The sequence below is a fragment of the Novosphingobium sp. PASSN1 genome, assembly GCF_002278815.1.
Window position 1 is genome coordinate 111,883 of sequence record NZ_NKIS01000007.1, and the last position, 26,169, is coordinate 138,051.

The following is a 26,169-nucleotide window of genomic DNA, read 5'->3' on the forward strand; positions in this document are numbered from 1 at the left end:
GTGGGGGCGCCTGTCAAAATGGCAGCTGCGTAAGGCTTTAGGTTGGACCACCGGGCAGACCGAGGAGGTCTGCGCAGGCCTTCCAGAGGCGTGGTCCGGAGGTGGGGTTCTGGGCAGCAAGTGACGGTTCGACCCTTTGGCGTTCGCTGAAGTACCCGCCCGATGGCAGGGCATTGCCGCGACGACAGGCTAGCCAGATGATCGTATCGGCGCCTTGCTCGGGCGTGCTCAGATCACCGGTCGCCGCTGCAGCCCGAAAATACGCTTTGGTCCTCTCATCAGCCGTTTCGGTGAAGCGGCTTTGGACAGTACCGGGATGAACAGCGCTCGACACAATGCCTTTCGCGGCAAGCCTGCGTGCGCACTCACGCGCGAGTATCAGGTTCGCCAGCTTGCTCTGGAGGTAAGCCACCGAGGCATCGAAATCCTGTTCGAGTTGCAGATCATCCCAGCGCATATCCTCGACATAGCTGTGTCCTGCCGAAGACGTCTGGATGACGTGAGGGCTCTTGGATTTCTCAAGCAGCGGCGTGAGCAGCGATGTAAGCAGAAATGGTGCCAGCACGTTTCCGGCAAAGGTCTGTTCGAAACCGTCGACCGTGACGATCTTGCTGTCCAGCAATTGGCCGGCATTGTTGACCAGGACATCAATCCGACCGGTCAGCCCCCCGATTTCCTCGGCGGCCTGGCGGACTTGTGCCATGTCCGAAAAATCCGCCCGAAACCATTCCACGGCTGCCTGTGGAAACTCCTGCGTAAGGCTCGCCCGCGCTTCACGAATCCTGTCAGCGCTGCGGCCGTGGGCGATGACGCGAAAGTCCGCCCGCGCGAGGCCGCGCACCACCTCAAAGCCGATGCCGGAGCTGGCCCCGGTGACGATTGCAACCTGACGATCCACCATGGAACGGTTCCTTCCCGAAAGCTTTTGCCAGTGCGACGCGCCGCAGCGCCTGCTGATCGCTACGCAAGGTCCTTCAGCGGGATCAAGGCATCCGCCAGCTTCTCGGTTGGCACCACGGCGCGCGCTTCAACGAGTTTCTTGCCCTGGACATAGTCCTTGACCATGTTCACGCAGTCGAGCGCGATCACCTTACCCTGCTTAAGATAGATCACCGAGAACGCTCGCGCTGCCGGATCTCCGCGCACAACCGTCTGGTCGTGTCCTGTGGACAGACCGACAGTCTGCAACCGGAGATCGTACTGGTTGGACCAGAACCAGGGTGTGGCCTTGTAAGGTGTCGGCGCACCGCAGATGGCCTTCGCCGCAGTGGACGCCTGATCATTGGCGTTCTGTACCGATTCCAGCCTGATCACTGCGTCGTCTGCAAACGAGTTGGCGTGTGCAGCGCAGTCGCCGATCGCATAGACATCGGGCAGGGAGGTGCGGCAGAACGCGTCGATGTCCACGCCATTGCTGCAGGCCGCGCCCGCTGCCTGCAGGGGGGCGATGCAGGGGTTGATGCCGATCCCGACGATGACAAGGTCTGCGGGCAGAACCGAGCCACCCGCCAGGCGCACACCCGTGACCTTTGCGCCGTCCCCAACAAGACTGTCCACCGTCACGTCCGTCCGCAGATCGACGCCTTGGGAGCGATGCTCGGCCTCGTAGAAGGCCGACAAAACTTCGCCGGCGACCCGAGCGAGCACACGGGGGAGAGCTTCAAGCAGCGTGACGTGACAGCCGAGTTTGATCAGTACCGCCGCTGCCTCCAGCCCGATGTAGCCGCCGCCGATCACGACGGCTCGGCTCGCCTCGCCATCCAGCTCACGCATCAACTGGTCAGCATCGGCCCGTGTGCGTACGGCATGGACCCCGGCCAGCTCCGCGCCTGGGCAGGAGAGTCGGCGGGGATCACCGCCTGCAGCCCAGATCAATGCGCCATAGTGCAGCGAGTTGCCGTCGGACAGCGTGACGGATTTGCCAACTGGATTGATCGCGGTGACCTCGGTTCCAAGGCGCATGCTCACCGCTCGCTCCTTCCAGAACTGCGCCGGCCGGATCAGGATGCGGTCAAAGGTCTTGTCCCGTGCCAGGTATTCCTTGGACAGCGGCGGGCGTTCATAGGGAAGCTCCGGCTCGCGCCCGATCACCGTGATCGACCCGGCGTAGCCCTGCTGGCGTAAGGCAATAGCTGCCTGGGCACCGCCGTGGCCGGCACCAACAATGATGACGTCTGCTGTTTTCACGCGAATTCCATGATCTTTGATCCGTCAGTCGGACCCGGTGCTGTTAGGCTCTTCGTGCAGCTGATGGATCGTCCTGCCAGACGAGGCCGGAGTGGATGCTTTTGCGCAATCCGTTGCAAATCCGAGTTACCTTGGCGGAACTTTCGCCAAGTGCGAGAGTCCCTCGCCTGATCCGGGATGATGACCGATGTCGAGCTTGCTGCGAACGCGACCGATCGAGCCCTTTGGCGTCGAAATCCTCGAAGACCTCTCGTCGCCGCTGTCCGGGGAACAGCAAGAGCAGTTTCGCCAATTGTTCCTTATGCACGAACTGATTGTTGCCCGCAGCCAGTCGCTGGATCGCGGAACCCATCAGAGCCTCGCAAGTCTGCTCGGCCCCCTTTGCGTCGCTGGCGATTCTGATGAGCTAGACAACACCTCCAAGCTCGACCTGTTCAAGAACTCTGGCCTCGCTTACCACAGCGACAATATGTACGGCCCCGACCCGCATCATGCCCTGTCGTTGCATGCGCTCGATGTGACCCCGGACAGCACTTGTACAAACTTCATCAGCACAACCCGGGCAGCGCGTGACATTCCGGCGCACCTTCGCGCAAGGCTCTTGGGACGCGACGTCAAACTGGTGCTGGGCCTGTTATTCGACCGCCGCAACCGTCTCAGGGATCAGCCCGTGCCTGTGGGACTCGGCTGGCCGGAGCGGTGGTGGCCGGTCTTCTCCACTCATCCAGAGAATGGCAGGGAGTTCCTGACAATCAGCCTCAACGCAGCCGACTGCATCAGTGGCCTCGACGACGATCAGTCCGAAGCGCTTCTGGAAGAGGTATTCAGGTTCCTCTATCGAGCAGAGGCGATCTATTCCCATCAATGGCGCACCGGCGACGTGGTGTTCTGGGACAACTTAGCGACCCAGCATGGCCGACCAATGGTTCCAGATGGGGTGATCCGCCGCCTGCAACGCGTTTCGATCGGCGGACTTGGCTTTGCCATTATGTTTCCCGAGCTGGCCACCTTGCCCGTCGACTAACAGGGCAGCCTCGCGGATCAGGTGCCTTCGTCGAGGAAACGCCCGGTTTCATCGCGCAGCTCAGGCCGATCAAAACGCACCTGCGCATCCGGGAAGGATGCTCGGCGCTTGGCAAGTGCCGCATTGAGCCCTTCGGCCTTGACCAACTCGCGGAACTCGCGGGTCACCTGTGCGGTATGCAGCTGTGCATCATTCTCAGCGGCGAGCCGCTGGAGCGTTCGCGCGCCCATAAGCTCAAGCCCCAAATTGATGATCCGCTTCCCCGCCCTCAAGGCGTCGCTGTCGATCTTGCCGAGTTTGCGCATGAGCCCTTCGACTTCGGCATCGAGTAATTCGGCGGGCACCGACTTCATAACGAGGCCAGCCTTGGCGGCATCGGCACCAGAAATCGTGTCACCTGTCAGCATCATGCGCTTCGCCCACTGCGGGCCAACATGATACAGCCACATGGAGTTGGGCGTGGTGCCTACATCGACCGCGGCCGGATGGCCGATCCGTGCATCATCGGCCGCGATCAGCATGTCGCATAGCAGTGCGACGTCTGTTCCCCCCGCCAGGCAATTGCCGTGGATGCGGGCGACAACCGGCTTGTGCATGTCGAAGATCGCCATTCTCAGCCGCTGCGAGAATTCGAGCCGCCAAGCGTCATCGGAGAGCGTAGCGTAGTCGTCCTCGTAGAGCCCGCCGCGACGATAGGTCGACTGGCGCAGCTTGGGGCGCACGCTCGTGACCACTTCGGGCGTCAGGTCATAGCCGGTCGAGAAATCCTTGCCGGCCCCTTTGATGAGGACAGCGTTGACCTCCTTGTCATCATCCGCTTCCCAGAGAGCGGCGTTCAGTTCTCCCAGTAGCGACATTGAGAGAGCATTTCGCTTTTCAGGGCGGTTCAGTGTGATCGTGGCGTAGCCATTTGCGACATCGTACTGAATGAACTGGAAGGTCATGCGGGCATCCTGTTTTCCGTCCGTACCCTAAAGGGTCGGCCGTCTGAGCGTCAGGGCGCTGTTCAACATGCCCCCGGGCTAAACGCCTCCCTCATTCGGACGATTGCTGGACAGGTGCGCTGTGCTGAAAGCGCGCTGCAGGCGTTTGCGGAGAAGTTTCGGTGATTTCGTACGAAAAGAATGGCGGCATTGCCCGTGTCACAATCAACAACCCCGACCGGCTGAATGCGCTGGATGATCAGGATTGGCTTGATTTGGCGGATGCTGTCGAGTCGGCTGATGCTGACAGGGAGATCGGCGTGATCGTGCTGACCGGCGCGGGAGACAGGTCGTTCTGCGCCGGCGGTTTCCTCGCGGATATCGCTGAGTTCGATGTGGAACGTTCGCGGAAAGTCTACCGTAATTCGGGCAAGGCGTTCTTTGCCATCCGGAAGGCGCGTCAGCCGGTCATTGCCGCGGTCAACGGCTATGCAATCGGTGGCGGAAACGAGATCGTGGTTGCCTGCGACCTTGCGATCGCTTCTGACCGCGCGAAGCTGGGGCAGGTCGGCCCGAAGGTTGGCAGCACCCCGATCTGGGGAGCAACCAACCTGCAGGCCCTGAACATTGGCGAAAAGAAAGCCAAGGAAATGGTCTTCATGTGTCGGCAGTATACCGCGCAGGAAGCTTGCGATCTGGGCTGGATCAACAAGGTCGTGCCGCACGAGGAATTGTCGGCCGAAGTCGATAGATGGTGCGAGGAACTGCTCGATCGCAGCCCGCTTTATCTCGAATTGTCCAAGGTATCCGCCAATACGTGGTGGGACATGATGCAACCGGCGATTTCGCACGGCGAGCAGTTCTTGATGCACGCAGCCGGAACCAACCAGAACCTGGAAGGCGCTCGGGCGTTCATGGAAAAGCGCAAACCCGATTTCCGCCGCTTCCGAACGGATCCGAAGGCGGGGAAGTAACTTGCAGACCTTCCCGCATTTTGAACCTATGTTTCCCCGCGATCAGTGGGTTCTGCCGCAGATCTTGGAGCACCACGCCGCTGTCCGGCCAGACGCACCGTTTCTCCAATGGACCGATGCGGGCGCGCCTCTCAGCTTTGCAGAGGTAAACGCAAGGGCAAACCAACTTGCACACGGCTTTGCTTCGCTCGGCGTGGCGAAGGGCGATAAAGTTGCGATCTTTCTGCCCAATTGCCTCGAGTACCCACTGATCTGGTTTGCGCTCAACAAGCTTGGCGCTGCGGAAGTGACCATTGGCGACAGTTTCAAGGGGCAGTTCCTGCGCCATCCCTTGAAGCTGAGCGAGGTACGGTGGATCGTAACCACGCCTGAACTCTCGCACCGGGTTGCGGAAGTCGAAGCGGACCTGGCCGACTTGGATGGCGTCATTCTGCTCGATGACGAGGAAGGCGAGGCAGACACACTCCCTGCGGGCTTCGCCCGGGTCGCATGTCACCCCTTCGCCAGGCTCCAATCGGACAACAGGGCGAACCCGGAAGTTACCGTGTCCTCAAGGGATCTGGCTTCGGTGCTGTTCACGTCGGGAACCACAGGGCCCTCGAAGGCGGTGCTGATGTCGCATCGCCAGATCTACTTCTTTGCCGAAGAAATCATACAGGTCTGCCAACTGACGCAAGACGATGTCTATCTGACCGGCTTCCCGTTTTTCCATGCCAATGCGCAGTTGGAGTCGATCTATCCGGCTCTGGTCATGGGCATCCGCTGCGTGCTGTATCGCAAGTTCAGCGCCAGCGACTGGATTGGCCGTATCCGTCGGTCGCAGGCAACCGTGACCAATCTTCTCGGGGCGACAATGGCCTTCGTGAACGCGCAGCCGGCACAGGACAATGATCGCGATCATCGGTTGCGGTGCATCTTTGCCGCACCGGTTCCGGACAAGCTCTGTGCGGCGATCTCCGAACGCTACGGCATTGAAGCGATCACAACCGGATTCGGTCAAACCGAGATTTCCATGCCTTTCCTGTCGCCGTGGGGCGAGCCGATCCCCCCGGGCGCCTGCGGGGTCCTCCTCGATCAATGGTTTGATGTGGCGATCGCCGATCCCGAAAGTGGCGAGGCTTTTGAAGGTCCGGCAACAGGCGAGTTGCTGGTGCGCCCAAAGGTGCCCGGCGTCATCAGCGACGGTTTCCTCGGCATGCCCGAAAAGACAATCGAAGCGTGGCGGGACCTGTGGTTCCATACCGGTGATGCGGTTCGACGTGATGCACAGGGTTGGTACTATTTTGTCGACCGGTTGAAGGACACGTTGCGCCGGCGAGGCGAAAACATCTCCTCATTCGAAGTCGAGGACGTGGTTCGTTCGCATCCGGCAATTGCCGAATGCGCAGTCGTCGGCGTTCCGGCCGACGATGATGGCGGCGAAGACGAGGTCATGGTCTTCGTGGTTGCCATCGAAGGGGAACGGGTCGAGCCTTCCGACCTGATCGAGTTCTGCAAGCCTCGCATGCCGGCATTTGCCGTTCCGCGTTTCATCGAAGTGATTGCCGAACTGCCCAAGACGCCATCGGAAAAGGTCAAGAAGGGCGATTTGCGCAGCCGCGGGGTTACCGAAACGACTTGGGACCGCCTGGCGGCCCGACCTGAATAGGAAAGATCTGGAAGATGCTGGAACGCAAGCTGTTTTCGCCCGAACACGACATGTTTCGTGACTCGGTTCGCCGGTTCATTGCAGACGAAATCAAGCCGCATCACGAAGATTGGCAGAAGGCCGGGATTACCCCGCGCTCGCTGTGGGAAAAGGCCGGGGAGGCAGGGCTCCTGTGCACAACCGTGCCCGAAGCCTTTGGCGGCTATGGTGCCGATTTTCTCTATAGCGCGATCGTAATCGAGGAGTTGGCCCGGGCCAACACGCCGGACATCGCGTTCTACACGCACAGCGATATTGCCACGCCTTATCTGATCGATTTCGGCACGGAAGAGCAGAAGCGCACGTTGCTGCCAGATATGGTGGCCGGTCGGAAGATCTGCTCGCTTGGCATGTCGGAACCCGATGCTGGCAGCGATGTGGCCTCGATCAAGACCAGTGCTGTTCGCGACGGCGACGAGTATGTCATCAACGGGGGCAAGGTGTTCATCACCAATGGCCACAATGCCGACATGTTCATCGTTGCCTGCAAGACCGATCCCGCAGCGCGGGCCAAAGGCATCAGTATGATCCTCGTCGAAGCCGACCGCGCGGGCTTCCGGCGCGGGCGCTTGCTCGAGAAAATCGGCCTCAAGGCTCAGGATACGGCCGAGATCTTCTTCGACGACGTCAGAGTGCCGGTATCCAATCTGGTCGGGGTCGAAAACCAGGGCTTCTTCCACATGATGAAGTCACTGCCGCAGGAGCGGCTGGTGCAGGCGATCAGGGCAGTCACTGCCTCCGAAGCGGCGCTCGACATGACGATCGACTACACTGTTCAGCGCAAGGCTTTCGGAAAGAGTGTATCCGAATTTCAGGCGATCCAGTTCCGGTTTGCGACGCTCTATTCCGAAATTGCGGGGCAGCGAGCCTTGGTTGATCGCTGCCTTGAAGCCCATCTGGCAGGCGAACTCGATGATTTCGATGCGGCCGTGGTCAAGCTTTCGAGCACCGAAGTGCAGGCAAAAGTCGTCGACGAATGCGTGACCTGCTTCGGTGGCTGGGGATACATGTGGGAATATCCGATCGCCCGGGCCTATGCGGATGCGCGCGCTGCCCGTCTCGCTGGCGGCACAACCGATATCATGAAGCTCATCATCGGCCGCCGGTTGGTGGCCTCACGCTCGCAATAAAGGGGGCGACTAGATCGCCCCACCAGGGCAGCGGTCCATCAAGGCAGGATCATTCATGGGCGATGCCAGTGAGCGCGAAACCAGACACTGGCTCCTATTGCTGGCAGCTACGCTGGGGACGGGCGCATCCGGTATCCCAACCTATTCGATCGGCCTCTTTGCTTCCCCTCTTGCGGCGGAGTTTGGCTGGGGGCGTTCGAGGATTACATTTGCCATCACGTTGACGGCCGCCTTCACGATGCTGCTTACGCCGTTTGTCGGGAGATTGGTCGACCAATATGGGCCAAGGCGCATCGCTTTGCCGGCCGTCTGCGCATCCGCGCTGTGCCTCGCCATGGTTGGTGCTGTTCGAAGCTATCCAGCCTATGTGGTCGTGTGGGGGCTGGTTGGTATCTCGGGTGCATTTTGCTCCCCCGTCGTTTGGTCTGTTGCTGTTGCCAATGGCTTCTCTCGTAATCGCGGGGCAGCCCTTGCAATTTCGCTCAGCGGTATCGGATTGGTTGGCGCGATCGTTCCCTTCGCCGGCGCTTGGTTGATCGGGCATCTTGGGTGGCGGCTCGCCTATTCGGGGCTCGCAGCTTACGTGCTGCTCGTAGTCGTGCCGGTCGCCTTCTTCCATTTTGGTGATCGCAGCTCGGGCCGCACGGCGCGACAAAGGCAGTCTGATCGCGGTCACGCGGACAAGCCCGGGTTGACACTGCGTGAAGCTGTCTGCGTTCGCGAGTTCTGGGTCTTGGCGGCCTCCTTTCTTTTGGCGGCAAGCGCCGTGATGAGCAGCGTCCTGCACCTGGTTCCTATCCTGGTCGATAAGGGGTTCAGCCGTTTCGGTGCGGCATCTGCCCTCAGCATACTGAGTTCCTCCGCCATCGCGGGGCGTCTTGCCGGGGGCTTTCTGCTCGACCGCCTCTTCGCGCCGCGGGTTGGCGCTGCCATCCTCTTGGTGTCGGCGCTGGCTTGGGCAACGCTGGCAGGAGGTTCGACGCAAGACCTGTCGATCTATATCTGCTCGGCACTGATTGGGCTGGCCGTTGGCGCCGAGTTCGATATCGCCTCGTTTCTGACTGCGCGGTATTTTGGTCTCCGGAACTACGCCACGATTTATGGCGTGCTGTTCACGGTGTTCAGCATAGGGATCACGTTCGGCCCCCTGATCTTCAGCACGCTGTACGATCGTACCGGGAGCTACGACGTTTCGCTAAAGCTGCTCGCTGCCTGCTTTGCTGGTGCCAGTCTGCTGCTGCTGCTCTGCCGTCCATATCCTGAGCTCGATGCTTCGGAACGGGGCTGAATGCCGATGCCCCACGAAGGCTCACGCCCCATTCGTCCACTATCCTTGCACCATCTCTCAGCGCTTGACCTTTCGGTCGACAAACTGATCGCGGCGGCGGCTGCCGGAGGTGCAAATCACGTGTGCCTTTTTACCCAGCAGCCCGCCGATAGCGGCATGGTCCCGGTGGTGATCGATGATGCGCGGATTCAGCAGGTCAGGCAGCAACTGGATGACGCTGGCCTGTCTGTCCTTGGGATTACATCCTTTCCGATCCTGCGCGGCGTCGACCCGGCCGACTATGGCCCCGGCCTTGATCGCGGCGCGGCGCTCGGGGCGATCTGTGCCAATGCCCGCATTGGCGACCTTCCCCTTGAGAGCGCTGCCGATAAGTTTGCTCGATTCGGAGGCTTGTGCGCCGCGCGCGGCATTTTACCCTGCATCGAATTTACGGGCTTTGGAAAGGTCGATGCCCTGGCACAAGCGCTGGCGATCATCAGCCGCGCAGGGTGCGGCGCTCTGACACTCGATCCCTTGCACATCACGCGTACGGGTACTTTATGGGAGCAGATTGAAGCGCTTGCCCCCCATCTCATCGGATATGTGCAGATATGTGATGGCCCGCTCGAAGCCAGCGAGGATGACTATATGGCGGAGGCGGGCCGCGATCGGATGCTGCCCGGCGAGGGTTCATTTCCCTTGAATCGTTTGCTGGCGATCGCCCCGCCAGCGATGCCCGTAAGCCTCGAAATGCCGCGGCAAAGACTTGTCAAAGCAGGATCAAACCCCTTTGACGTGGCGCGCGACCTTGTGGTCCGCAGCCGAGCGTGGCTTGAAGCCAACGCAGGCACAGAGAACTAGGTATTGCCACTCCCCAGTTTCAGGCGCCGGGAAAGCTCCTGCGCTGGAAGCGGATTGACGTACTCGCGGATGGCGCAGACCTGATTGCCGCGTGCGGTGAGGCGGAACACATAGCGGTTTGCATAGACGAGACGGTCCGGAAGGATCAGCCGCGATGAAGTCATTTCGAACACGGCAGTTTGCGCCGCCACGTCAGCATACAAGGTTTCCACCTCGTAGCGAATATCCGAAAAGAGTCCCTGCATCGATTCCATAAAGGTGCGGACCGCTGCGCTGCCAACCAGATGAAAGGGCTGCTCGAGGAAAGGGATCTGATAGTCGATTTCGTCGCACAACATCGCCATCAAAGCCTCGATGTTGCGGTTCCCGTCAGCATCGAGTTCACCAAGAACGATAAGCCACCTTCGGGCCAGTTCAAGAAGCCCTTCGCGGTCGAGCAATTTCTGATCGTCAACCAAGTGCGGCCTACTCCGTCCGGCAGTCAACTGCGAGACTGGTGATGCGCGCGTCATCGGGGGCCTTCGTCGTCTGATCGGATGAGGCGCAGGCACTCGCGCAAAGTGCGATGAGAAGTCCATGGCACCACACCGTATCCGGTGAAAGCCGCTCCGGACCTGTCTCGTCCGTATGTGGTATGTGGGAACGTGCTTTGTCGCGCACCATGCCCAGGATCGATCAATTGCGGGCTGAAGCAACTCTGAGATTTGCCCACGTATCGGCGCTGCGAATGGAGCTAGCGATGGCACAGATGAATTATGCAGTTCCTGAAGAACTCCTGCCCTTCGTTGGCGACATTATTGATGTCGACACGCATGAATCGTTGCCGATCAACCATTGGCAAGAACGCTACGGATCGATCGTCAACGACTTTGCGAACGCCTTGACCGACGCGAAGTTTCCCGTGGGGCTCGACCTCAAGGAAAAAGACGACACCGAGATCAATGCGGATACCGTCTGGAAGAACAAGCGGCTCGCAGCACCAGGTGCTTTCGATTTTGAGCGCCGACTTGAGGTGATGAACCTCACTGGGGTCAAGCAGCAGATCGTGTTCCCTGGCGCCATGGGGCTCATGGCGGTCTATTTCCATGCCAACGCGCACAATCCCAACCTCATGAGGACCTTGTCCTGGGCCGCCGAGGAAAGGCGCAGCTATGCTCTCAAGCTGATCAAGGCTTACAATGCATGGGTCGGCCGCACGGCCGGACAATCGTCGCGTTTTCAACCAGTCGGGATCCTGTGCGGTGACACGCCCGATGAACTGATCTCAGAAGCAAAGCGCCTTATTGCAGACGGCGTGCGCGGTCTCTGGATGCCAAGTTCAACGCCGCCCGCCGGAAGATCACCAGCCCACCCCGACCTTGATCCGCTCTGGGATGCACTGGCTAGCGCTGCCGTGCCGATTTACGCGCACGTGGGCGCGGATCACGGTTTTCTGAAGACAGAAATCTGGCGTGAAGCCCCGGCCTTCGAAGGCTTCCGCATGGGCGAGGAACATTCGCTCGATCCCTGGATCTTGTCGACCAACCATCGCGCCACCGAGAATTTCCTTACCACCATGATCGTAGGCGGGGTGTTCGAACGGCACCCAACCTTGCGCTATGGCGCTATGGAAACCGGCGGCAACTGGATTGGCCCACTTGCCGAGCATCTCGACATGTGGATCAATGGTTCCGGCATTTTCCTCGGATCGGCAACACGCAAACCCGATCTGAGCCTCAAGCCGTCAGAGTATATTCGCCGCAATGTCCGGGTGGCACCCTTCGGGTTCGAGGACGTTGGCCACTACATCAGCCTTTATGGCATGCCGGAAGTCTATTGCTATCAGAGCGACTTCCCACACATCGAGGGCGGCAAAAACCCCATGGGCGACACCGTGAGAAGCTTTGCGCGGCAGGGGATGGGGCAGGAGATCATGAAGATGTTCTATTGCGAGAATGCCAAGCTATTGGTTCCAAACTGAACATCACCTGTCGGGACGTTAGTCGATGTCGAGCTCCCTCGCGCAGCGCGATCTCTATCATATCGGTATCGTTGTTGATGACTTCGATGCGGCCTGCGAAGACTATGCGCGCAGCCTCGGGTTGACGTGGAGTCCGGTCATCGAAGTCGGCATGGACGTCTGGCTTGCAGGCCAGGGCATTAAGCATCTTGATTTCAAAGCGGTCTACTCGGTCGAGGCGCCACATATCGAGATTGTCCAGGCGATCCCGGGTACACCCAGCGTGCCCGTGCCTGGGCGGCCGATGCATCACCTTGGCTATTGGTCCGATGATCTCGCCGCAGATTCTCAAAGGCTTGAAGCTCTTGGCAACCCTCGGATCATGTGCCCGCTCGCGGAAGGCAAACCCGTTGGATTTGTTTTCCACGCGTTGCCGGACGGCACGCTGATCGAACTGGTCGATCGCGGCGCCTTTGCGGATTGGCAGGCATTTCTTGAAAATCGCGAGGTCTTCAAGTCAGCCGTCTGAAGCGTGTTGGGTTGCTTCCCATGTTCGCGCATCGCGGGCCGGCGGCGCCAATAATGGAGGTATCGATCCATATGTATGGATTCGGCTAGGCGCTGAATCGCGTTCCGAGCGCTTTGGCAATCTTGAAACGGATTTGACGCTATCGCGGAAGAATGGACATTATGTCAGTCCAGATTGTTCCTCCAAGCGGTCACTACCTGATGTACGTATTCTAGGGTCTCGCCATTATCAGGGATGCCGCGCGCCGTCCGAACGGCCTTTGGACCAGCATTGTAGGCTGCGATGGCAAGATGGACAGTACCGAACTGATTCAGCATTTCGTGCAGGTACTGCGCAGACCCCTCGATATTTGTCAGCGGATCGTAGCGGTTGGCTACACCGAGTGCATGCGCAGTTTTGGGCATCAGTTGCCCCAGACCTGCTGCTCCAGCTTTGCTGAGAGCGAAAGGATTGTATCGCGATTCTATCCAGATCACTGCGTCGAGGAGGCCAAGGGGAAGGGCGTATCGTCGTTCGGCCGAGCGCACGTGACGGAGATAGCTCGCACGCCGGAAGTTGCTGGCAGGGACAGCCTTCGCTCCCCGCACCATCCCCGTGCTCTGCGTTGCCGTACATCCCCCGTTGCACCGCTCGATCGGTTCTGCACCCCGATTCCAGAATGTTACGAGAGAAAAGCCGGCCGGGCCAAGCTTGGTCGAGACCTCAACTGGGGCCGGCGTTGCATTGGCGCCAGCACTTGACGTTGCTTCTGCAGCGATTGCGGCATGCGACAGCAACCGCACTGCGACTAGCATCACCAGAAGAAGCCTTGGGACTGACATAGTTGAACCTTTCACTAGCCGAATCGGATGGGAACATATATAGAACACATTGCGCATGAAAGCGCATTTCGAATGGGCGCAGAGCGGAGGCTGCGCGGGCGGTGGCATCCACGATGGAGATGCCCGATGTCGAATGCCCTCACTACTGATCGACTTGAGATCCGTGCCCGGCAGATTGTCGCTGATCTTGGCGGCTCCTGGTCGCGTGCGCGCGGCATGTGCCGCTGCCCAGCCCATGATGACCGCACCCCGTCGCTCAGCGTGACGCTCGGGTCGCGGGCGATCCTGTTTCATTGCTTTGCCGGCTGCGCGAACGAGGCCGTTCTCGCGGCGCTGGCGCAGCGGGGCATCAAGCCCGCGACCTTGTTCGACGGACGATCCGAACCGGTCCGCGCCGTTCGATCGGACGAAGCTCCGCCGGAGAATGTTCAGCGCCTGTGGCGTGAGGCCGCCTGTCTGACGGGCAGTCTCGCTGAACGCTATCTGGCGCGGCGCGGCATTGTGGCTGGTTCGCCTGATCTGCGCTTCCTGGCGCGAACACCTCTGGGGCCCAAGGGCGCGGTGCAGTTCCTGCCAGCGCTGGTCGCGGCTGTGCGCAATGACCTGGGCATCCTCGCGCTCCACCGCACCTTCCTCGACGCCAAAACGTGCAAGATCGCCAAGTTTGACGGTCCGAAGCGTGCGCTTGGCTCGCTGGGCCGCGGTGCCGTGCGCCTGCATGGTCCGCGCGGCGGGAAGCTTGGACTGGCCGAGGGGATCGAGACGGCCCTGTCTGCCAAACAGCTGTCTGGGATCCCTTGCTGGGCGACGCTGGGTACCGAGCGCTTCGGGTTGGTCGCGATCCCCGAGAGTGTGTCTGAGCTCCACCTCTTCATCGACCACGATGCCGGCGGTGTGCTGGCCGAGGCGCGCGCGCGAGCTGCTTATGCGCAGGAAGGGCTCACGATCCTGACGCATCGTCCGCCGCAGCCGGGAACCGACTTCAACGATGTTCTGGTGGCAGGTCAGGCATTCGAGGTCTGACGACCAAGAGAGGGGAGGGGGCCTTGGAGCCTTTCGAGACCTGCACGGCGCAGGTTTCGTCAGGAGGTTTCGCATGTCCACTCTCCCCGTTCTCGCCTTGCCCTTTGCCGGCCAACCCCTTGTTCTCTCTGTAGCCCAAGCTCTCGCAGACCGTTTTGCCCGATCCGAGGCAATCACGCGCGAGGTCCTCAACGCAGAGCTCTCCGTGCAATTCGGTGGCAGCGATGCAGCAGGACGCTGGTCCGTTCGCGATGCCCACGCTGCGCTCGAAATTGCGCAAGTGATCTGGCTGAAGGATCAGTCGGCAATTGGTTTGGACGCTAGCCCACTTAATGCCGCCGAATTCTTCGGCTGCCTCGAATCCTTGGTGCCGCGCCAGACCACGCGCAGCGACGAGCAGATCGAACTCCAGCAGTTCGCGACCCCGTCGCGCCTTGCCTGGCTAGCGGCAAGGGCCTGTTGCATCACACGCGGCGATCTCGTCCTTGAGCCTTCCGCCGGAACCGGCATGTTGGCGGTCTGGGCAGATAGGGCGGGCGCACGGCTTGCCCTCAACGAGATCTCCGCGCTGCGGCGGGACTGTCTCGGTCACCTGTTCCCAGTAGCCAGTATTACGGGCCACGACGCAGAACTGATCGACGACCTTTTGGGCGCGGCGCCTCGGCCAGCGGTGGTCCTGATGAACCCGCCCTACTCTTGGGGCGCAGAGCGTGGTCATGACGGCCGCACGGGTGCGCGGCACTTGCGTTCGGCATGGAACCGCCTTGCCCTTGGCGGACGGCTCACCGCGATCATGCCGGAGTGGTTCGACATTGGCCGGTTCTTGGGCCGCATGACCGGTCCGGCGGCGTTGCGCCTCAACGTCGCCATTGAGCGCGGGTTCTTGGGTCAAGGTACTTCGATCACCACGCGGCTGCTGGTGCTCGACAAGGTGGATGCGGTCACCGAGCCGGTCATCGCTCGAACCTCGGGTTTTGCCGAACTGTACACTCTGGTGGATGCCGTGCCTGCTCGCGCCACAGGACCAGCCGTGGCGGCAGCGTCGCTTCGTCCTCAAAGGGTACTGCCTTTGCTGCGCCCGGGGCTCCGTCCATCGCCAATGCCGGCGAGGCCAACTGCCACACGGGAAGCAGCCGCCCCGATCGCCTACAAAGCGCTCGATGTGCCGGCCCCGACGCCCGAGCAGGTCGGCCATTATTTGCCCTATCGGCCCAGCCGGATCGAGATCGCAGGGGCTGCGGAGCACCCCACGCCGCTGGTGGAATCGGTCGCGATGGGCTCGATCACCGCGCCGGTGCCAACCGAGGTGCCGAAGCTCCCCGGAACTGCCGTTGCGCGCGGGCTGCTCTCGGCAGCGCAGATCGAGACGCTCGTCTACGCTGTCAGTGCCCATGCACGCGACTTGCCCGGCCTGTTTGCGCCCGAGGACAAAGGCTGCATGCTCAAGGCCAGCGCCGAAGGCAGTGCTTATCGCATCGGGTATTTCCTGGGTGACGGCACTGGCGCCGGCAAAGGACGCCAGGTCGCGAGCGTCATTCTCGATCGCTGGGTCCAAGGCGGGCGCCGCCATATCTGGATATCCAAGAACGAGGCGCTGCTCGAAGACGCGCGCCGCGACTGGTCAGCACTCGGCGGCTTGCCGATCGATATCCAGCCTCTTGCGACATGGAAGCTCGGCAGCCCCGTGACCATGCAGGAGGGAATCCTGTTTGTGACCTACCCAACGCTGCGCTCGGGCCGCGCTGATGCCACCCGGCTCGATCAGATCCTCGCCTGGGCCGGCGAGGACTTTGACGGGGTGATCGTCTTCGATGAAGCACACGCCATGGCCAATGCTGCGGGCGGCGAAGGCTCGCGCGGGAAGACAAAGGGCTCGGAACAGGGCGTCGCCGGCGTGCGTCTCCAGAACCTGCTGCCAAGAGCGCGTGTGCTCTACGCTTCGGCGACCGGAGCGTCGGACGTGAACAATCTCGCCTACGCTACACGGCTCGGCCTCTGGGGACCAGAAACGGCCTTTGCCACCCGCGAGGAGTTCGTGACCGATATCCGCGCAGGAGGCATTGCTGCAATGGAACTCGTTGCCCGCGATCTGAAGGCACTGGGGCTCTACACTGCACGGGCACTTTCGTTCGCCGGCGTCGAATACGAGATCCTCGAGCATCACCTCAGCGCAGATCAGATCGCAGTCTACGATGCCTATGCCGATGCCTGGGCGATCATCCACGCCAATCTGCGCGAGGCGCTTGAGGCCACACGTGTCGTCGATTGTGAAACGGGCGGCACGCTCAACAGCGGAGCAAAATCGGCAGCGCTCTCGATCTTCGAAGGCACCAAGCAACGCTTCTTCGCGCAGCTGCTGCTGTCCATGAAGTTGCCAAGCCTGCTCCCGGCAATCGATACGGCGTTGCAGGAAGGCCACGCAGTCGTCGTACAGCTGGTCTCCACAGCCGAGGCGATGCTCGAGCGCCGCCTCGCCGATCTGTCCGATGAGGAACGCGAAGCGCTGGAAATCGACTTGTCTCCCCGGGAATACGTGGTCGACTACCTGATGAAGAGCTTCCCTGTCCGGCTGATGGCCGTCTTCACCGACGAGAACGGTAATCCCCGCTCCGAGCCGATGAGCGATGAACACGGCGCGCCGGTGCTGTGCCAGGCCGCGCTTGCCGCGCGCGAGCGGATGGTCGAGCAGCTCTGCGCGCTGCCGCAGATCGCAACCGCACTCGATGCGATCATCGAACGCTTCGGCACCGACAAGGTTGCGGAAGTTACCGGGCGCACCAAGCGGCTCGTCGTCGGATCTGACGGGCGCCAGAAGCTGCAGTCGCGCACTCCGCGCGCAAACCTTGCCGAGACCCAGGCGTTCATGGACGGCGACAAGCGTATCCTCGTGTTCTCGGATGCCGGCGGCACCGGGCGCAGCTATCACGCCGATCTCGCCGCCAAGAATCAGGCACGCCGCGTCCATTTCCTGCTTGAGCCGGGTTGGCGGGCCGATGCTGCGATCCAGGGCCTAGGCCGCACCAACCGCACAAATCAGGCCTTAGCCCCGCTGTTCCGCCCGGTCACGACTGACGTGCGCGGCGAGCGCCGCTTCATCTCGACGATCGCGCGCAGGCTTGACAGCCTTGGCGCGCTGACGCGAGGCCAGCGCCAGACCGGCGGGCAGAACCTGTTCAATCCTGCCGACAATCTGGAGAGCATCTATGCCAAGGAAGCGCTGAACCGCTGGTTTGGCCTGCTCTTCATGGGCAAGCTCGAAGCGGTCGGGCTGGCCCGGTTTCAGGATCTGACCGGCCTCAGGATCGAGAGCGCCGATGGCGGGGTGGTCGATGATCTCCCCACGATCCAGCGCTGGCTCAACCGTATCCTCGCCCTGCCGATCGGACTCCAGAACGCGATCTTCGATGAGTTCCTGGGTCTCGTTGAAGCGCGGATCGATGCGGCACGAGCAGCAGGGACGCTCGATCTCGGGCTCGAGACCATTGCTGTCGAAAGCTTCGAGATCCTGTCCGACACCTTGCTGCGGACCGACAGCGTGTCTGGTGCCACAACCCACCTGCTGGAACTGGAGATCGCGCGTGCGCTCAAGCCTCTGGCGCTCGATCGGCTTGGTCAACTCGAAGGCACGTCCTGCAGCCGTCGGCGGATGATGTGCAATTCCCGCTCGGGCAGGGCGGCGTTGCTTGTGCCAGCGCGCAGCCTGCTTGCCGATGACGGGAGCCGCATCACGCGCCACGAATTGGTGCGCCCTTTGAAGCGTGGATACCTGTCCGCTGATCAGCTGGCAGAAAGCAGCTGGGAACCGGTCGATGAGCCCGCCTTCCGCGCCGCATGGCAAACCGAAGTCGACGAAGCTCTATCCTCGCTCAAGCGCGAACGCTTACATCTGGCTACGGGGCTGCTGCTTCCGGTCTGGGATAAGCTGCCAACCGACTATGTTCGGGTGAGCCGCATCTCCGCAAGCGATGGCCGCTCACTGCTTGGCCGCGAGGTCCCACTGCATGCCGCCGGCGAGATATGCAATGCGCTCGGCCTTGATGCCATACCCGAGATTGCACCTGAGAGCCTCATTGCGGCGGTTCTCACGAGTGGCCGTGCCATGCCGGTCAAGGCGAGGGAAACGCTTATGCTCAAACGGAGCCTCGTCAACGGCGCGCAGCGGCTTGAACTGACCGGTTGGTCGGCAAGCCGGCTCGATTGGTACAAGGCCCGGGGTTGCTTCACCGATATCATTCGGTTCCAGACACGTCTGTTCGTTCCGCTCGAAGGTGCTGCGGTGATTCTGAGGCAAATCGCAGATCAAGCTGGCTGACCAGCGGCCTGCCCTGGATGCGCGGAAACGTGCTCCACCGAAAGAGAGGGGAGGGGGCTTTGCGCTGATTGAGCCTGTCAGGCGTCGATGGTCGGCGCAGGCAAATGGCTCAGTTCAGGAGTGAAACCGATGTTCCAAACAATTCCTCTCGGCAAGCTAGTTGCCTCCCCCCGCAATGTCCGCCGCCATGGCGATCCAGCCGCAGATGCCGAACTCAAGGCCAGCATTGCGGCGCACGGCTTGCTGCAAAACCTCGTGGTCCGGGCCGCACCCAAGGGCCGGTTCGAAGTCGAAGCCGGCGAACGCCGCCGCCGCGCGATGCTCGCGCTGGTTGAGGACAAGGTCCTGCCGCGCGACCATCAGGTCACCTGCCTCGTTCTCAGCGCCGATAACGAGACCGCACCCGAAGCGAGCCTTGCGGAGAACTTCCACCGTCTTGCCATGAACCCCGCCGATGAAGCGCTGGCATTCGCCGTGCTCATCGAGGGCGGGGCGACGACCGAACAAGTCGCTCGCCGCTTCGGTCTCACGGTGCGTTTCGTCGAAGGGCGGCTGCGGCTCGCAACACTGGCTCCGGTCGTCTTCGAAGCGCTCGCTGCCGGTGAGATCACGCTCGACATGGCCAAGGCCTATGGTGCGACGTCGGACCAGCAGATCCAGGCGCGCGTCTTTGGCGAGATCTCGGGTGCCTACTACGCACCGAATGCGGACAGCATCCGGCGGATGGTGCTCACCGGGACGGTCCGCGGCAACGATCCCCGCGCCAAGCTTGTCGGGCGGGAGGCATACCTTGCGGCAGGCGGCCGGATCGAGCGCGAACTCTTCGACGATGCCGATACCGAGACCTGGGTCGATGTCAGGCTCCTTGAAACACTGGCTGCGGCGAAGATGGAGGAGGAAGCCCGAGCGCTTGCCGCTGAGCACGGTGTGGCGTGGGTCAAGCCGACCCTCGATCCCTATGCCAGCCATGATCTCGTCGAGGGTCTGGTGCGGCTGCCGGCAGAACCTGAGCCGCTCAGCGAAGCCGAAATGACCCGGTTGGAAGAGCTCGACGCTTCGTGGGATGAACACGCCGCGATCCTCGAAGACGAGGACAGCGCGCCCGAAGCGGTCGAAGCCGCTGAAGCGGCCATCGCCGCGATCGAACGCGAGACGCAGGACATCCGCAGCCGTAAGCCGGTCCTGCCCGACGAGCAGAAGGGTTCGGCGGGCATGATCCTCACGCTCTCGCGCGACGGTACGCCCGTGCTGCAGCCGGTCTTCTATTGCGAACGGGAAGAGACGGTGCCGGGCGATGGCGATGGCATCGAAGTGGTCAGCTCCGAAGGTGAGACGGGATCACGCCGCGCGACGCTATCGCGTCGTCTTGTCGACGAACTTGCCATGCAGCGCCGCGATGTGCTCGCGCTGCACCTGGCATCGGATCCGGCGCTCGCCCTCGACGTCATGGTCTTCACGCTCGCCGATGCAGATAGCCACGACTGGCAGGCGCGCAGCGCGTCGACCATCCGCGGCGGCGTGCCGAGCGGTCCGCTGGTCGGGTTCGAGCCTGCCGACGCCACTGCGACCGGCGCACTTGCTGAACTCCGGTCGGCTTTGGATGAAAGCTGGCGCGCCGGCTCCGATCAGCGTGAACGCTTCGACCAGTTCCGTGCGCTCGGCGACGAGGTCCGTGCGGCCTGGCTGGGACACGTCGTTGCGCGTTCGCTCGAGGCCAGCCTCAACATGAGCGGCGAGCGCCGAATTCCGTTCCAGGATCACCTCGGTGCGCTGATCGGGATCGATATCGCGCAGTGGTGGCGGCCGACAGCGGCGAACTTCTTTGATCGCGTGCCCAAGCAGATCATCCTTGAAGCGCTGGGCGAAGTCGGCGGCGCAGAACTCGCGGCGCGTTACGTCTCGGTCAAGAAGGCGGATCTGGCGGCCAGCGCCGAGCGCATCTTTGCCGGTGCCACAATCGCCGAAGTTGCCGAGCGTGAACGCGCGCTGGCCTGGGTGCCGGATGTGATGCGGTTCCCGGGCCTCGCCGCAGGTGACGAACAGGCCGCTCCGTCCGAACGGCTTTGTGGTGAACCGCTCAGCGAGGGTTCGGATGCCGACCTTGAGTCCCAACAAGCCGATGAGTCCCCCCGCGATCTGGCAGCCTGACCTCCTCCTGACAGGCTGACAGTCGCGCACCTCGAAGCCGTCCCTCGGGCACACCCCCGAGGGACGGCTTCTCTTTTTTGGCCAGAGGAGAGGAGGCGCCCCTGGGGACGGAAGCCGTGGGCAGGAGCGCCCACGGGGATACCGATCAGGAGAAGCCCCATGACCAAATTCCGTTCTCGCGAGCGCAGTGCCATCTCGCCCGCCGCGCGCATCACCCAGGAAATCATCGCTCGGCTCGAAGCTGGAACCAAGCCCTGGGTCCAGCCCTGGCGCGGTGTGCCGGTCTCGCGGCCCTTGCGGGCCTGCGGGATTCCCTATCGCGGCATGAACTGTTTCTGGCTCTGGATGGTCGCCGATATGTGCGGCTACGCCTCGCCATTCTGGATGACCTATCGGCAGGCGCAGGAGCTCGGCGGTCAAGTCCGCAAGGGCGAGAAGTCCACGATCGCGATCTTCTACAAGAGCTACACCAAGGAGGTCGAGGCACCGGATACCGGCGAGCGCAGCGAGGAAGCCCGCCGCGTGCTCAAATCCTACCCGGTCTTCAATGCCGATCAGGTCGAAGGCCTGCCGGCCTACTTTCGTCCCGTCGCATCGTTGGAGCTCGTGGAGCCCGCAGGCCGCGAGGACGAACTCGACCGGTTCTTTGCGGCAATCCCGGCCAAGCTCCGGAACACAGGCTCCGAGGCCTACTACGAGCCCGGCATCGACCGGATCACGATGCCGCCGGCAAGCTTGTTCACGGGCTTCGACCATTACTACGCCACGCTCGCCCACGAGATGTCCCACTGGACCGGGCACCAAAGCCGCCTTGGCCGCGATCTCAAGAACCGCTTTGGCACCGCGGCCTATGCCGCCGAGGAGCTGATCGCGGAGCTCTCGAGCGCGATGCTCGGGGCCGAGCTCGGCCTGCCGGTGGCGCATCTCGACAGTCATGCCAGCTACATCGAGCACTGGCTCAAACTCCTCAAGGACGACGACCGCGCGATCCTGACCGCGGCGGCACGCGCCGAGGAAGCGGCAAGCCTGCTACTGAAGCTGGGTGGCCGCACCACCCTCGCCGGCGACGGCGACGACAGCAGCGATGCGCTCGGCGATGACACCGCCGACGCTTTGGCCGCCTGAGGGGAGAGGATCGATGGGACGTTCTGTCAGCTATCCCGCCGGAGCGGTTGTCGCATTCCAGGTGCTCGACATCGACGATGACGGCGACTGGGGCTTCGAACTCGAATGGCTGCGCGAGGATCTTGTCGAGCGCGCGCGGGCGGCTTTTCCGTCACTGGAGCCGCAGCAAGGTTGGCGCGGCCGAGAGGACCGCATCCTCCTGCGCAACGCCTATGCGGATTTCGGGATGTCGATCTACGGCAACCTCGTCGCCGTGTGGATGGCCGAGCGCGAGGATGGGCCCTATTGGGAAAGCGACTGGCGCAATCCTAGAACTGGCCGTGCTCGCCGCTGGCTGGCGCAGATCTCGCCGCGCTTCGAGGCGCTGTTCGGCGACTACGACTGCCTCGGTCATATGTCGAACGGGGAGGGCGTCTATCGCAAACGAGCGGCCTGAATTCATTAGTGTTCATTTGAATGAGATAGTGCTATATCCATTCAATCGAAAGGATGTGTGCCATGGCTACCAAAGCCGCCCTTGCTGCCAGCGATGCCGAAGTTCTGAGCTCGGCGATCATCCGCATCGCCAAGTTCTGGAACCTGTCCAATGCCAAGCTCGGCACGGTGCTGGGCTTGTCGCAAGCCACGGCCTCGCGTCTGAAGGCAGGAACAACTCTGCTCGATCCCGCGTCCAAGTCGTTTGAGGCCGGGCAGTTTCTGCTGCGCCTGTTCCGGGGGCTCGATGCGCTGCTCGGGAGTGACGACGAGGCAGCAAAGTCCTGGCTGGCAACACCCAACCTCGATCTTGCCGCGCGTCCGGTCGATCTGATCGACAGCATCCGCGGCCTCATCACCGTTTGCGACTATGTGGACGCCCACCGCGCTCGCGTCTGAGGTCTCGTCATGGCGCGGCGAGGTGTGGCGGGTGGTAGAGGCGCAGCACCGCATCTCGACCGATCGTCTGGCGGACACCCGCGAGGCCCAGGAGCGGCTCGAGATTCTGGCCGAGGCGGTGAAGCCTCCGCTGCCTGAGAGCGCTGCCGGGCTCGACTATCTCCTCGCCTCGCCATTCCGCTATGGCCATGGCAGTGCGAGCCGCTTCCGGCGGGCAAATGAGCGACCGGGCATCTTTTATGCGAGCGAAGTCGAGGCAACCGCGATTGCCGAAACGGCCTTCTGGCGCCTGCGCTTCTATATGCGGTCTCCGGGCTTCATCCCGCCTGCGACGACCACCGAGCACACAAGTTTCACGGCCAAAGTTGCGACGGCCCAAGTGCTCGATCTGACGCGCGAACCGTTTGCCAGCCATGAAGCACGCTGGATCGACCCGGTCGACTACTCGGCCTGCCAGGACCTTGCCTCCGCCGCCCGCGCTGTGGGCATCGCCCTGATCCGGACGCTTTCAGCGCGGGACCCGCTGCGCCGTTGCAACATGGTCCTGCTTGACCCTGCCGCCTTTGCCTCGCCCAAACCCACGATCCGCCGGACGTGGCATCTGCGCTTCGAGAACGGTCGTCTGTCGGCGCGCGCCGCGCTGCCATCGCAGGAACGTTTCGTGTTCCGGCCGGGGGATTTCGGACTAGCCTGACGCGAGGCCGGAAGCGCACTGCCGGCAGGGAATGCTTTGGCCTTCCTGAGCAGTTTTTGACTTGGCCAGATCATGCCCTACCGCCGCTGCGAGAGAGGCCCTGGGCCGGTCGCCTGCGCGCTGCAACCCGCCTTCGTCAGGCCCGTGTTGGCGCGCCTGCAGCGCGCCTGCCCGCGCCAGCCTGCCGAAGGGGGTTTCCGCCCCTGTGGGGCGTGCAGTGCGAGGCTTGCCCGGCCCTGACGGGCTCTCGCCGGCAGCAGGGCCATGATCCTCCTCGCCGGTCTCGCAACCGTCAGGAGGTTCCCATGCACACGTCATTCGCCGACCAGCTTTCCGGGCTCGATCTATCCGGCTTCTCAATTGGCCCAGCGCCGCTTTCCATGACCGACTTTCCGTCGAGCGAAGCGGCTTCGCAAACGCTCGAGGCCGTCTGGTCCGATCTCTTTGCGATGGTCACCGGCACCGCGCTCGAGGCCGATGCCGAGGACCTTGGCTGGGCGTTCGTCAACATCTTCCACCGCGCTGCAGAGCGCAAGTCAGGGGCACTTGACCGGGCAACCGACGAAGTCCGCGCGCTAGTAGCGAGCGGCGATGGCTCAGAAGTCCACACCCATGATCTTGAAAACCAAGTCGAGCGCGCACAGTGCGCCGAACAGGCCATGCTGGCCTTCGAAGGTATGCGCGAGATTGCTGCCGCACTCTATCTCAACGAGTTTGGCTCGTCCTGGAAACCCGTCTCGAGCTCGCGCTTCAACCATGGTGCGAGCTTCACATCTGCGCTGGTTCAGGGCCGCGATTTCCTGCGCGCAAGGGCCGAGGCCAAGCGCCGCGCGGCGATGCCCGAGGGCACGCCGGTGGTCTTCGCAGGCGGGCGCATGAAGCCCGGCAGCGAAGCGGATGGGCTCACGTTCGCGAACAACATCTGGGCCACGCTGGATAAGGTTAGGGACCGGGTTCCCGACATGGTGCTTGTCCATGGCGGTGATACCAAGGGCGTCGACCGCCTCGCATCCTCATGGGCCGAACGGCACAAGATCCCGCAAGTGGTCTTCGCGCTCGACTTGCGGCTCGGCAGCCGCGCGGGGTTCCATCGCAACGAGCGCATGCTCAGCCTTGATCCGCGCTACGTTGTTGCGTTCCCCGGCAATGGCGTACTTGAACGCCTCGTGATCGATGCCAAGGCGCGCCGGGTTACCGTGGTCGACCGTCGCGGGCCGCTGGGCACGTGCCCCAAGGCGCCAGCCAATGGAGCGCCGGGCTGACCGATCTTCCATGTTGCCAGCGTCCTCACGGACGTTGGCAATCTGGGCTTGCCAACGTGCATTCAAACGCTGATCTTCGGCCATAGCTTCAGTCGGAGTTCGCGCCGTGAGCGATCCCATCCAGCCGGCCGCCTTTGTATCGAAGGAAGGGCATATCATACTGCCCAATGCGATCTGCGACGCGTTGGGGTGGGTACCCGGAACGCGCCTCGCGATCGAATATGCGCGCGGCGGCCTTCTCCTCAAACAGACGTTTGCCTTTGCTCCCTCCGCTATCGATACCCTGTTCGGCTCGTTGCGCCATGCCGGGCCTGCGTTGTCGGTCGAGGCTATGCATGCGGCGATAGATCGCGAAGCAGGTGATCGCTCGGACGATTGATGCCCAGGCGGGCCGACCTCCTCTAAGGTTTGATGATCAGTCCGACCACTTTGCGATGCCCTGAAATCCCCGAAGGTCAAAGCCGCCCAGCCGATCGTTGGTTGCCCTAATTCTGAAATGGCAACTACCGGAAAGGCCATTGAAATAACCGGCAGCCCCGCACGGCAGTGGTCACATTCTGTCGTCGGTCCGATGTCTGAAGCGGGTGCCGGATGCATGGCCGAGGCATGGGGCTAGGTTCGACGGGGGGCAAGTTCGAGAGCAAGCATAACCGCGAAATGCCACGAAATGGCGGGACACCCGCTCGGCTTAGGCCCGGGGCCATCCGGCTCTTCGCGAACCCCTCCCTGAAGGCGCCGTCAGCCCCTCGCAACCCCGATCCGGCAGGCCGTGTTGCCCGGCTTTGCCGGGCTGCCCGCACCACCCGTCCTGATCGAGGTTCCCCTCCGGTGCGAGCGTCTGCCGCCCCCTTCTGACGGTCAGTTCGCAGCCGGGATGACCCCGGACCTGCGCGATCAGGAGAAAACCCATGACCAATCTCGCTATCCTCGTCGGCCGCATCGCCCGCGATCCCGAAACCCGCACCACCACCGGCGGAACCAGCATCACCAGCCTCTCGGTCGTGACCGACCGGCCCGCCCGCAAGGACGGCAAGACCTACAAGGACGAGAACGGCTACACCGCCAAGGACAGCGAGTTCCACCGGATCACTTGCTTCAATGGCCTGGGTCAAAACGTCGCCAAGTTCTGCAGCAAGGGCCAGCTGGTCACGGTCGAGGGCCGGATCCATTACACCCAGTGGGAAGACCAGGACGGCACAAAGCGCTACGGCTGTGAGATCATCGCCGACAAGGTCGATTTTCTCACCAAGGGCCGCGGGACCTCCAGCGACAGCGCTCCCGACATCGACGAAGACTGAGGGGCTCATTCCTCTCGAACAAGGCCCCGGCAGAGCGATCTGCCGGGGCCTTCTTTGTGCTTGGGCAGCAATCGGCGGCGCGGGGGCATCGA

23 protein-coding genes are annotated in these 26,169 nt (G+C 62.3%); 18 read left to right on the forward strand and 5 right to left on the reverse strand.

Going from position 1 to position 26,169, the window contains the following annotated elements; genetic code table 11:
* Positions 1–37: 37 nt before the first annotated feature.
* Positions 38–901 (reverse strand): SDR family NAD(P)-dependent oxidoreductase, encoded by an 864-nt coding sequence (locus CFE35_RS13125; RefSeq protein ID WP_292931067.1) that lies wholly within the window; start codon positions 899–901, stop codon positions 38–40.
* 59 nt (positions 902–960) lie between these two features.
* Positions 961–2,187 carry an FAD-dependent oxidoreductase gene (locus CFE35_RS13130; RefSeq protein WP_292931068.1) on the reverse strand — a complete coding sequence of 409 codons (1,227 nt, stop codon included), beginning with the start codon at positions 2,185–2,187 and terminating at the stop codon, positions 961–963.
* 187 nt (positions 2,188–2,374) lie between these two features.
* Between CFE35_RS13130 and CFE35_RS13135 the strand changes: the two genes are divergently transcribed.
* Positions 2,375–3,211 (forward strand): TauD/TfdA family dioxygenase, encoded by an 837-nt coding sequence (locus CFE35_RS13135; RefSeq protein ID WP_292931069.1) that lies wholly within the window; start codon positions 2,375–2,377, stop codon positions 3,209–3,211.
* 17 nt (positions 3,212–3,228) lie between these two features.
* On the opposite strand, the gene CFE35_RS13140 is transcribed toward CFE35_RS13135, so the two are convergent.
* On the reverse strand, positions 3,229–4,155 hold the full coding sequence (locus CFE35_RS13140) for a crotonase/enoyl-CoA hydratase family protein (protein WP_292931070.1): 927 nt from the start codon (positions 4,153–4,155) through the stop codon (positions 3,229–3,231).
* 161 nt (positions 4,156–4,316) lie between these two features.
* Here CFE35_RS13140 and CFE35_RS13145 point away from each other — a divergent pair, with 161 nt between their 5' ends.
* The 5 genes from CFE35_RS13145 to CFE35_RS13165 are packed head-to-tail and all read left to right on the forward strand — an operon-like array spanning position 4,317 to position 10,053.
* Positions 4,317–5,108, forward strand: coding sequence for an enoyl-CoA hydratase-related protein (locus CFE35_RS13145; protein WP_292931072.1), 792 nt, complete (start codon positions 4,317–4,319; stop codon positions 5,106–5,108).
* 1 nt (position 5,109) lies between these two features.
* Positions 5,110–6,756, forward strand: a complete 1,647-nt coding sequence (locus CFE35_RS13150) for an AMP-binding protein (RefSeq protein ID WP_292931074.1) — start codon at positions 5,110–5,112, stop codon at positions 6,754–6,756.
* Positions 6,757–6,770: 14 nt separating this feature from the next.
* Positions 6,771–7,925, forward strand: coding sequence for an acyl-CoA dehydrogenase family protein (locus CFE35_RS13155; protein WP_292931076.1), 1,155 nt, complete (start codon positions 6,771–6,773; stop codon positions 7,923–7,925).
* A gap of 55 nt (positions 7,926–7,980) precedes the next feature.
* Positions 7,981–9,213, forward strand: coding sequence for an MFS transporter (locus CFE35_RS13160; RefSeq protein WP_292931077.1), 1,233 nt, complete (start codon positions 7,981–7,983; stop codon positions 9,211–9,213).
* Between the two features lie 45 nt (positions 9,214–9,258).
* Positions 9,259–10,053 carry a TIM barrel protein gene (locus CFE35_RS13165; protein WP_292931079.1) on the forward strand — a complete coding sequence of 265 codons (795 nt, stop codon included), beginning with the start codon at positions 9,259–9,261 and terminating at the stop codon, positions 10,051–10,053.
* On the opposite strand, the gene CFE35_RS13170 is transcribed toward CFE35_RS13165, so the two are convergent.
* Entirely contained in the window at positions 10,050–10,511 is a 462-nt protein-coding gene (locus CFE35_RS13170; protein ID WP_292931081.1) for a nuclear transport factor 2 family protein, read from the reverse strand. The two genes, CFE35_RS13165 and CFE35_RS13170, sit on opposite strands and share 4 nt — an antisense overlap.
* A gap of 281 nt (positions 10,512–10,792) precedes the next feature.
* Here CFE35_RS13170 and CFE35_RS13175 point away from each other — a divergent pair, with 281 nt between their 5' ends.
* Together CFE35_RS13175 and CFE35_RS13180 are read left to right on the forward strand one after the other, a co-directional pair.
* Positions 10,793–12,013 (forward strand): amidohydrolase family protein, encoded by a 1,221-nt coding sequence (locus tag CFE35_RS13175; RefSeq protein ID WP_292931082.1) that lies wholly within the window; start codon positions 10,793–10,795, stop codon positions 12,011–12,013.
* A 25-nt stretch (positions 12,014–12,038) separates the two neighbouring features.
* On the forward strand, positions 12,039–12,521 hold the full coding sequence (locus CFE35_RS13180; RefSeq protein WP_292931083.1) for a VOC family protein: 483 nt from the start codon (positions 12,039–12,041) through the stop codon (positions 12,519–12,521).
* A 164-nt stretch (positions 12,522–12,685) separates the two neighbouring features.
* On the opposite strand, the gene CFE35_RS22530 is transcribed toward CFE35_RS13180, so the two are convergent.
* Positions 12,686–13,579: a lytic transglycosylase domain-containing protein gene (locus CFE35_RS22530; protein WP_366557147.1), complete on the reverse strand. Its 894-nt coding sequence runs from the start codon at positions 13,577–13,579 to the stop codon at positions 12,686–12,688.
* Between CFE35_RS22530 and CFE35_RS13190 the strand changes: the two genes are divergently transcribed.
* From CFE35_RS13190 to CFE35_RS13235, 10 genes are all read left to right on the forward strand, one after another.
* Complete coding sequence (locus CFE35_RS13190; RefSeq protein ID WP_292931084.1) at positions 13,469–14,365, forward strand: toprim domain-containing protein; 897 nt, start codon at positions 13,469–13,471, stop codon at positions 14,363–14,365. The genes CFE35_RS22530 and CFE35_RS13190 overlap by 111 nt on opposite strands.
* A gap of 73 nt (positions 14,366–14,438) precedes the next feature.
* Positions 14,439–18,677, forward strand: coding sequence for a strawberry notch-like NTP hydrolase domain-containing protein (locus CFE35_RS13195; RefSeq protein ID WP_292931086.1), 4,239 nt, complete (start codon positions 14,439–14,441; stop codon positions 18,675–18,677).
* Positions 18,678–18,806: 129 nt separating this feature from the next.
* Positions 18,807–20,825, forward strand: coding sequence for a ParB/RepB/Spo0J family partition protein (locus CFE35_RS13200; RefSeq protein ID WP_292931088.1), 2,019 nt, complete (start codon positions 18,807–18,809; stop codon positions 20,823–20,825).
* Between the two features lie 159 nt (positions 20,826–20,984).
* Positions 20,985–21,950 carry a zincin-like metallopeptidase domain-containing protein gene (locus CFE35_RS13205; RefSeq protein ID WP_292931090.1) on the forward strand — a complete coding sequence of 322 codons (966 nt, stop codon included), beginning with the start codon at positions 20,985–20,987 and terminating at the stop codon, positions 21,948–21,950.
* Between the two features lie 13 nt (positions 21,951–21,963).
* On the forward strand, positions 21,964–22,386 hold the full coding sequence (locus tag CFE35_RS13210) for a hypothetical protein (RefSeq protein WP_292931092.1): 423 nt from the start codon (positions 21,964–21,966) through the stop codon (positions 22,384–22,386).
* Between the two features lie 62 nt (positions 22,387–22,448).
* The gene (locus tag CFE35_RS13215; RefSeq protein WP_292931094.1) at positions 22,449–22,823 is read left to right on the forward strand and encodes an MbcA/ParS/Xre antitoxin family protein; all 375 of its coding nucleotides are present in this window, start codon (positions 22,449–22,451) and stop codon (positions 22,821–22,823) included.
* Positions 22,795–23,517, forward strand: coding sequence for an RES family NAD+ phosphorylase (locus CFE35_RS13220; RefSeq protein ID WP_292931095.1), 723 nt, complete (start codon positions 22,795–22,797; stop codon positions 23,515–23,517). The genes CFE35_RS13215 and CFE35_RS13220 overlap by 29 nt, the downstream gene beginning before the upstream one ends.
* A 305-nt stretch (positions 23,518–23,822) precedes the next feature.
* Positions 23,823–24,779: a DUF2493 domain-containing protein gene (locus CFE35_RS13225; RefSeq protein WP_292931097.1), complete on the forward strand. Its 957-nt coding sequence runs from the start codon at positions 23,823–23,825 to the stop codon at positions 24,777–24,779.
* A 106-nt stretch (positions 24,780–24,885) separates the two neighbouring features.
* Positions 24,886–25,158, forward strand: coding sequence for an AbrB/MazE/SpoVT family DNA-binding domain-containing protein (locus CFE35_RS13230; protein WP_292931099.1), 273 nt, complete (start codon positions 24,886–24,888; stop codon positions 25,156–25,158).
* Positions 25,159–25,687: 529 nt separating this feature from the next.
* Entirely contained in the window at positions 25,688–26,077 is a 390-nt protein-coding gene (locus CFE35_RS13235) for a single-stranded DNA-binding protein (RefSeq protein WP_292931101.1), read from the forward strand.
* The last annotated feature ends 92 nt before the right edge of the window (positions 26,078–26,169 follow it).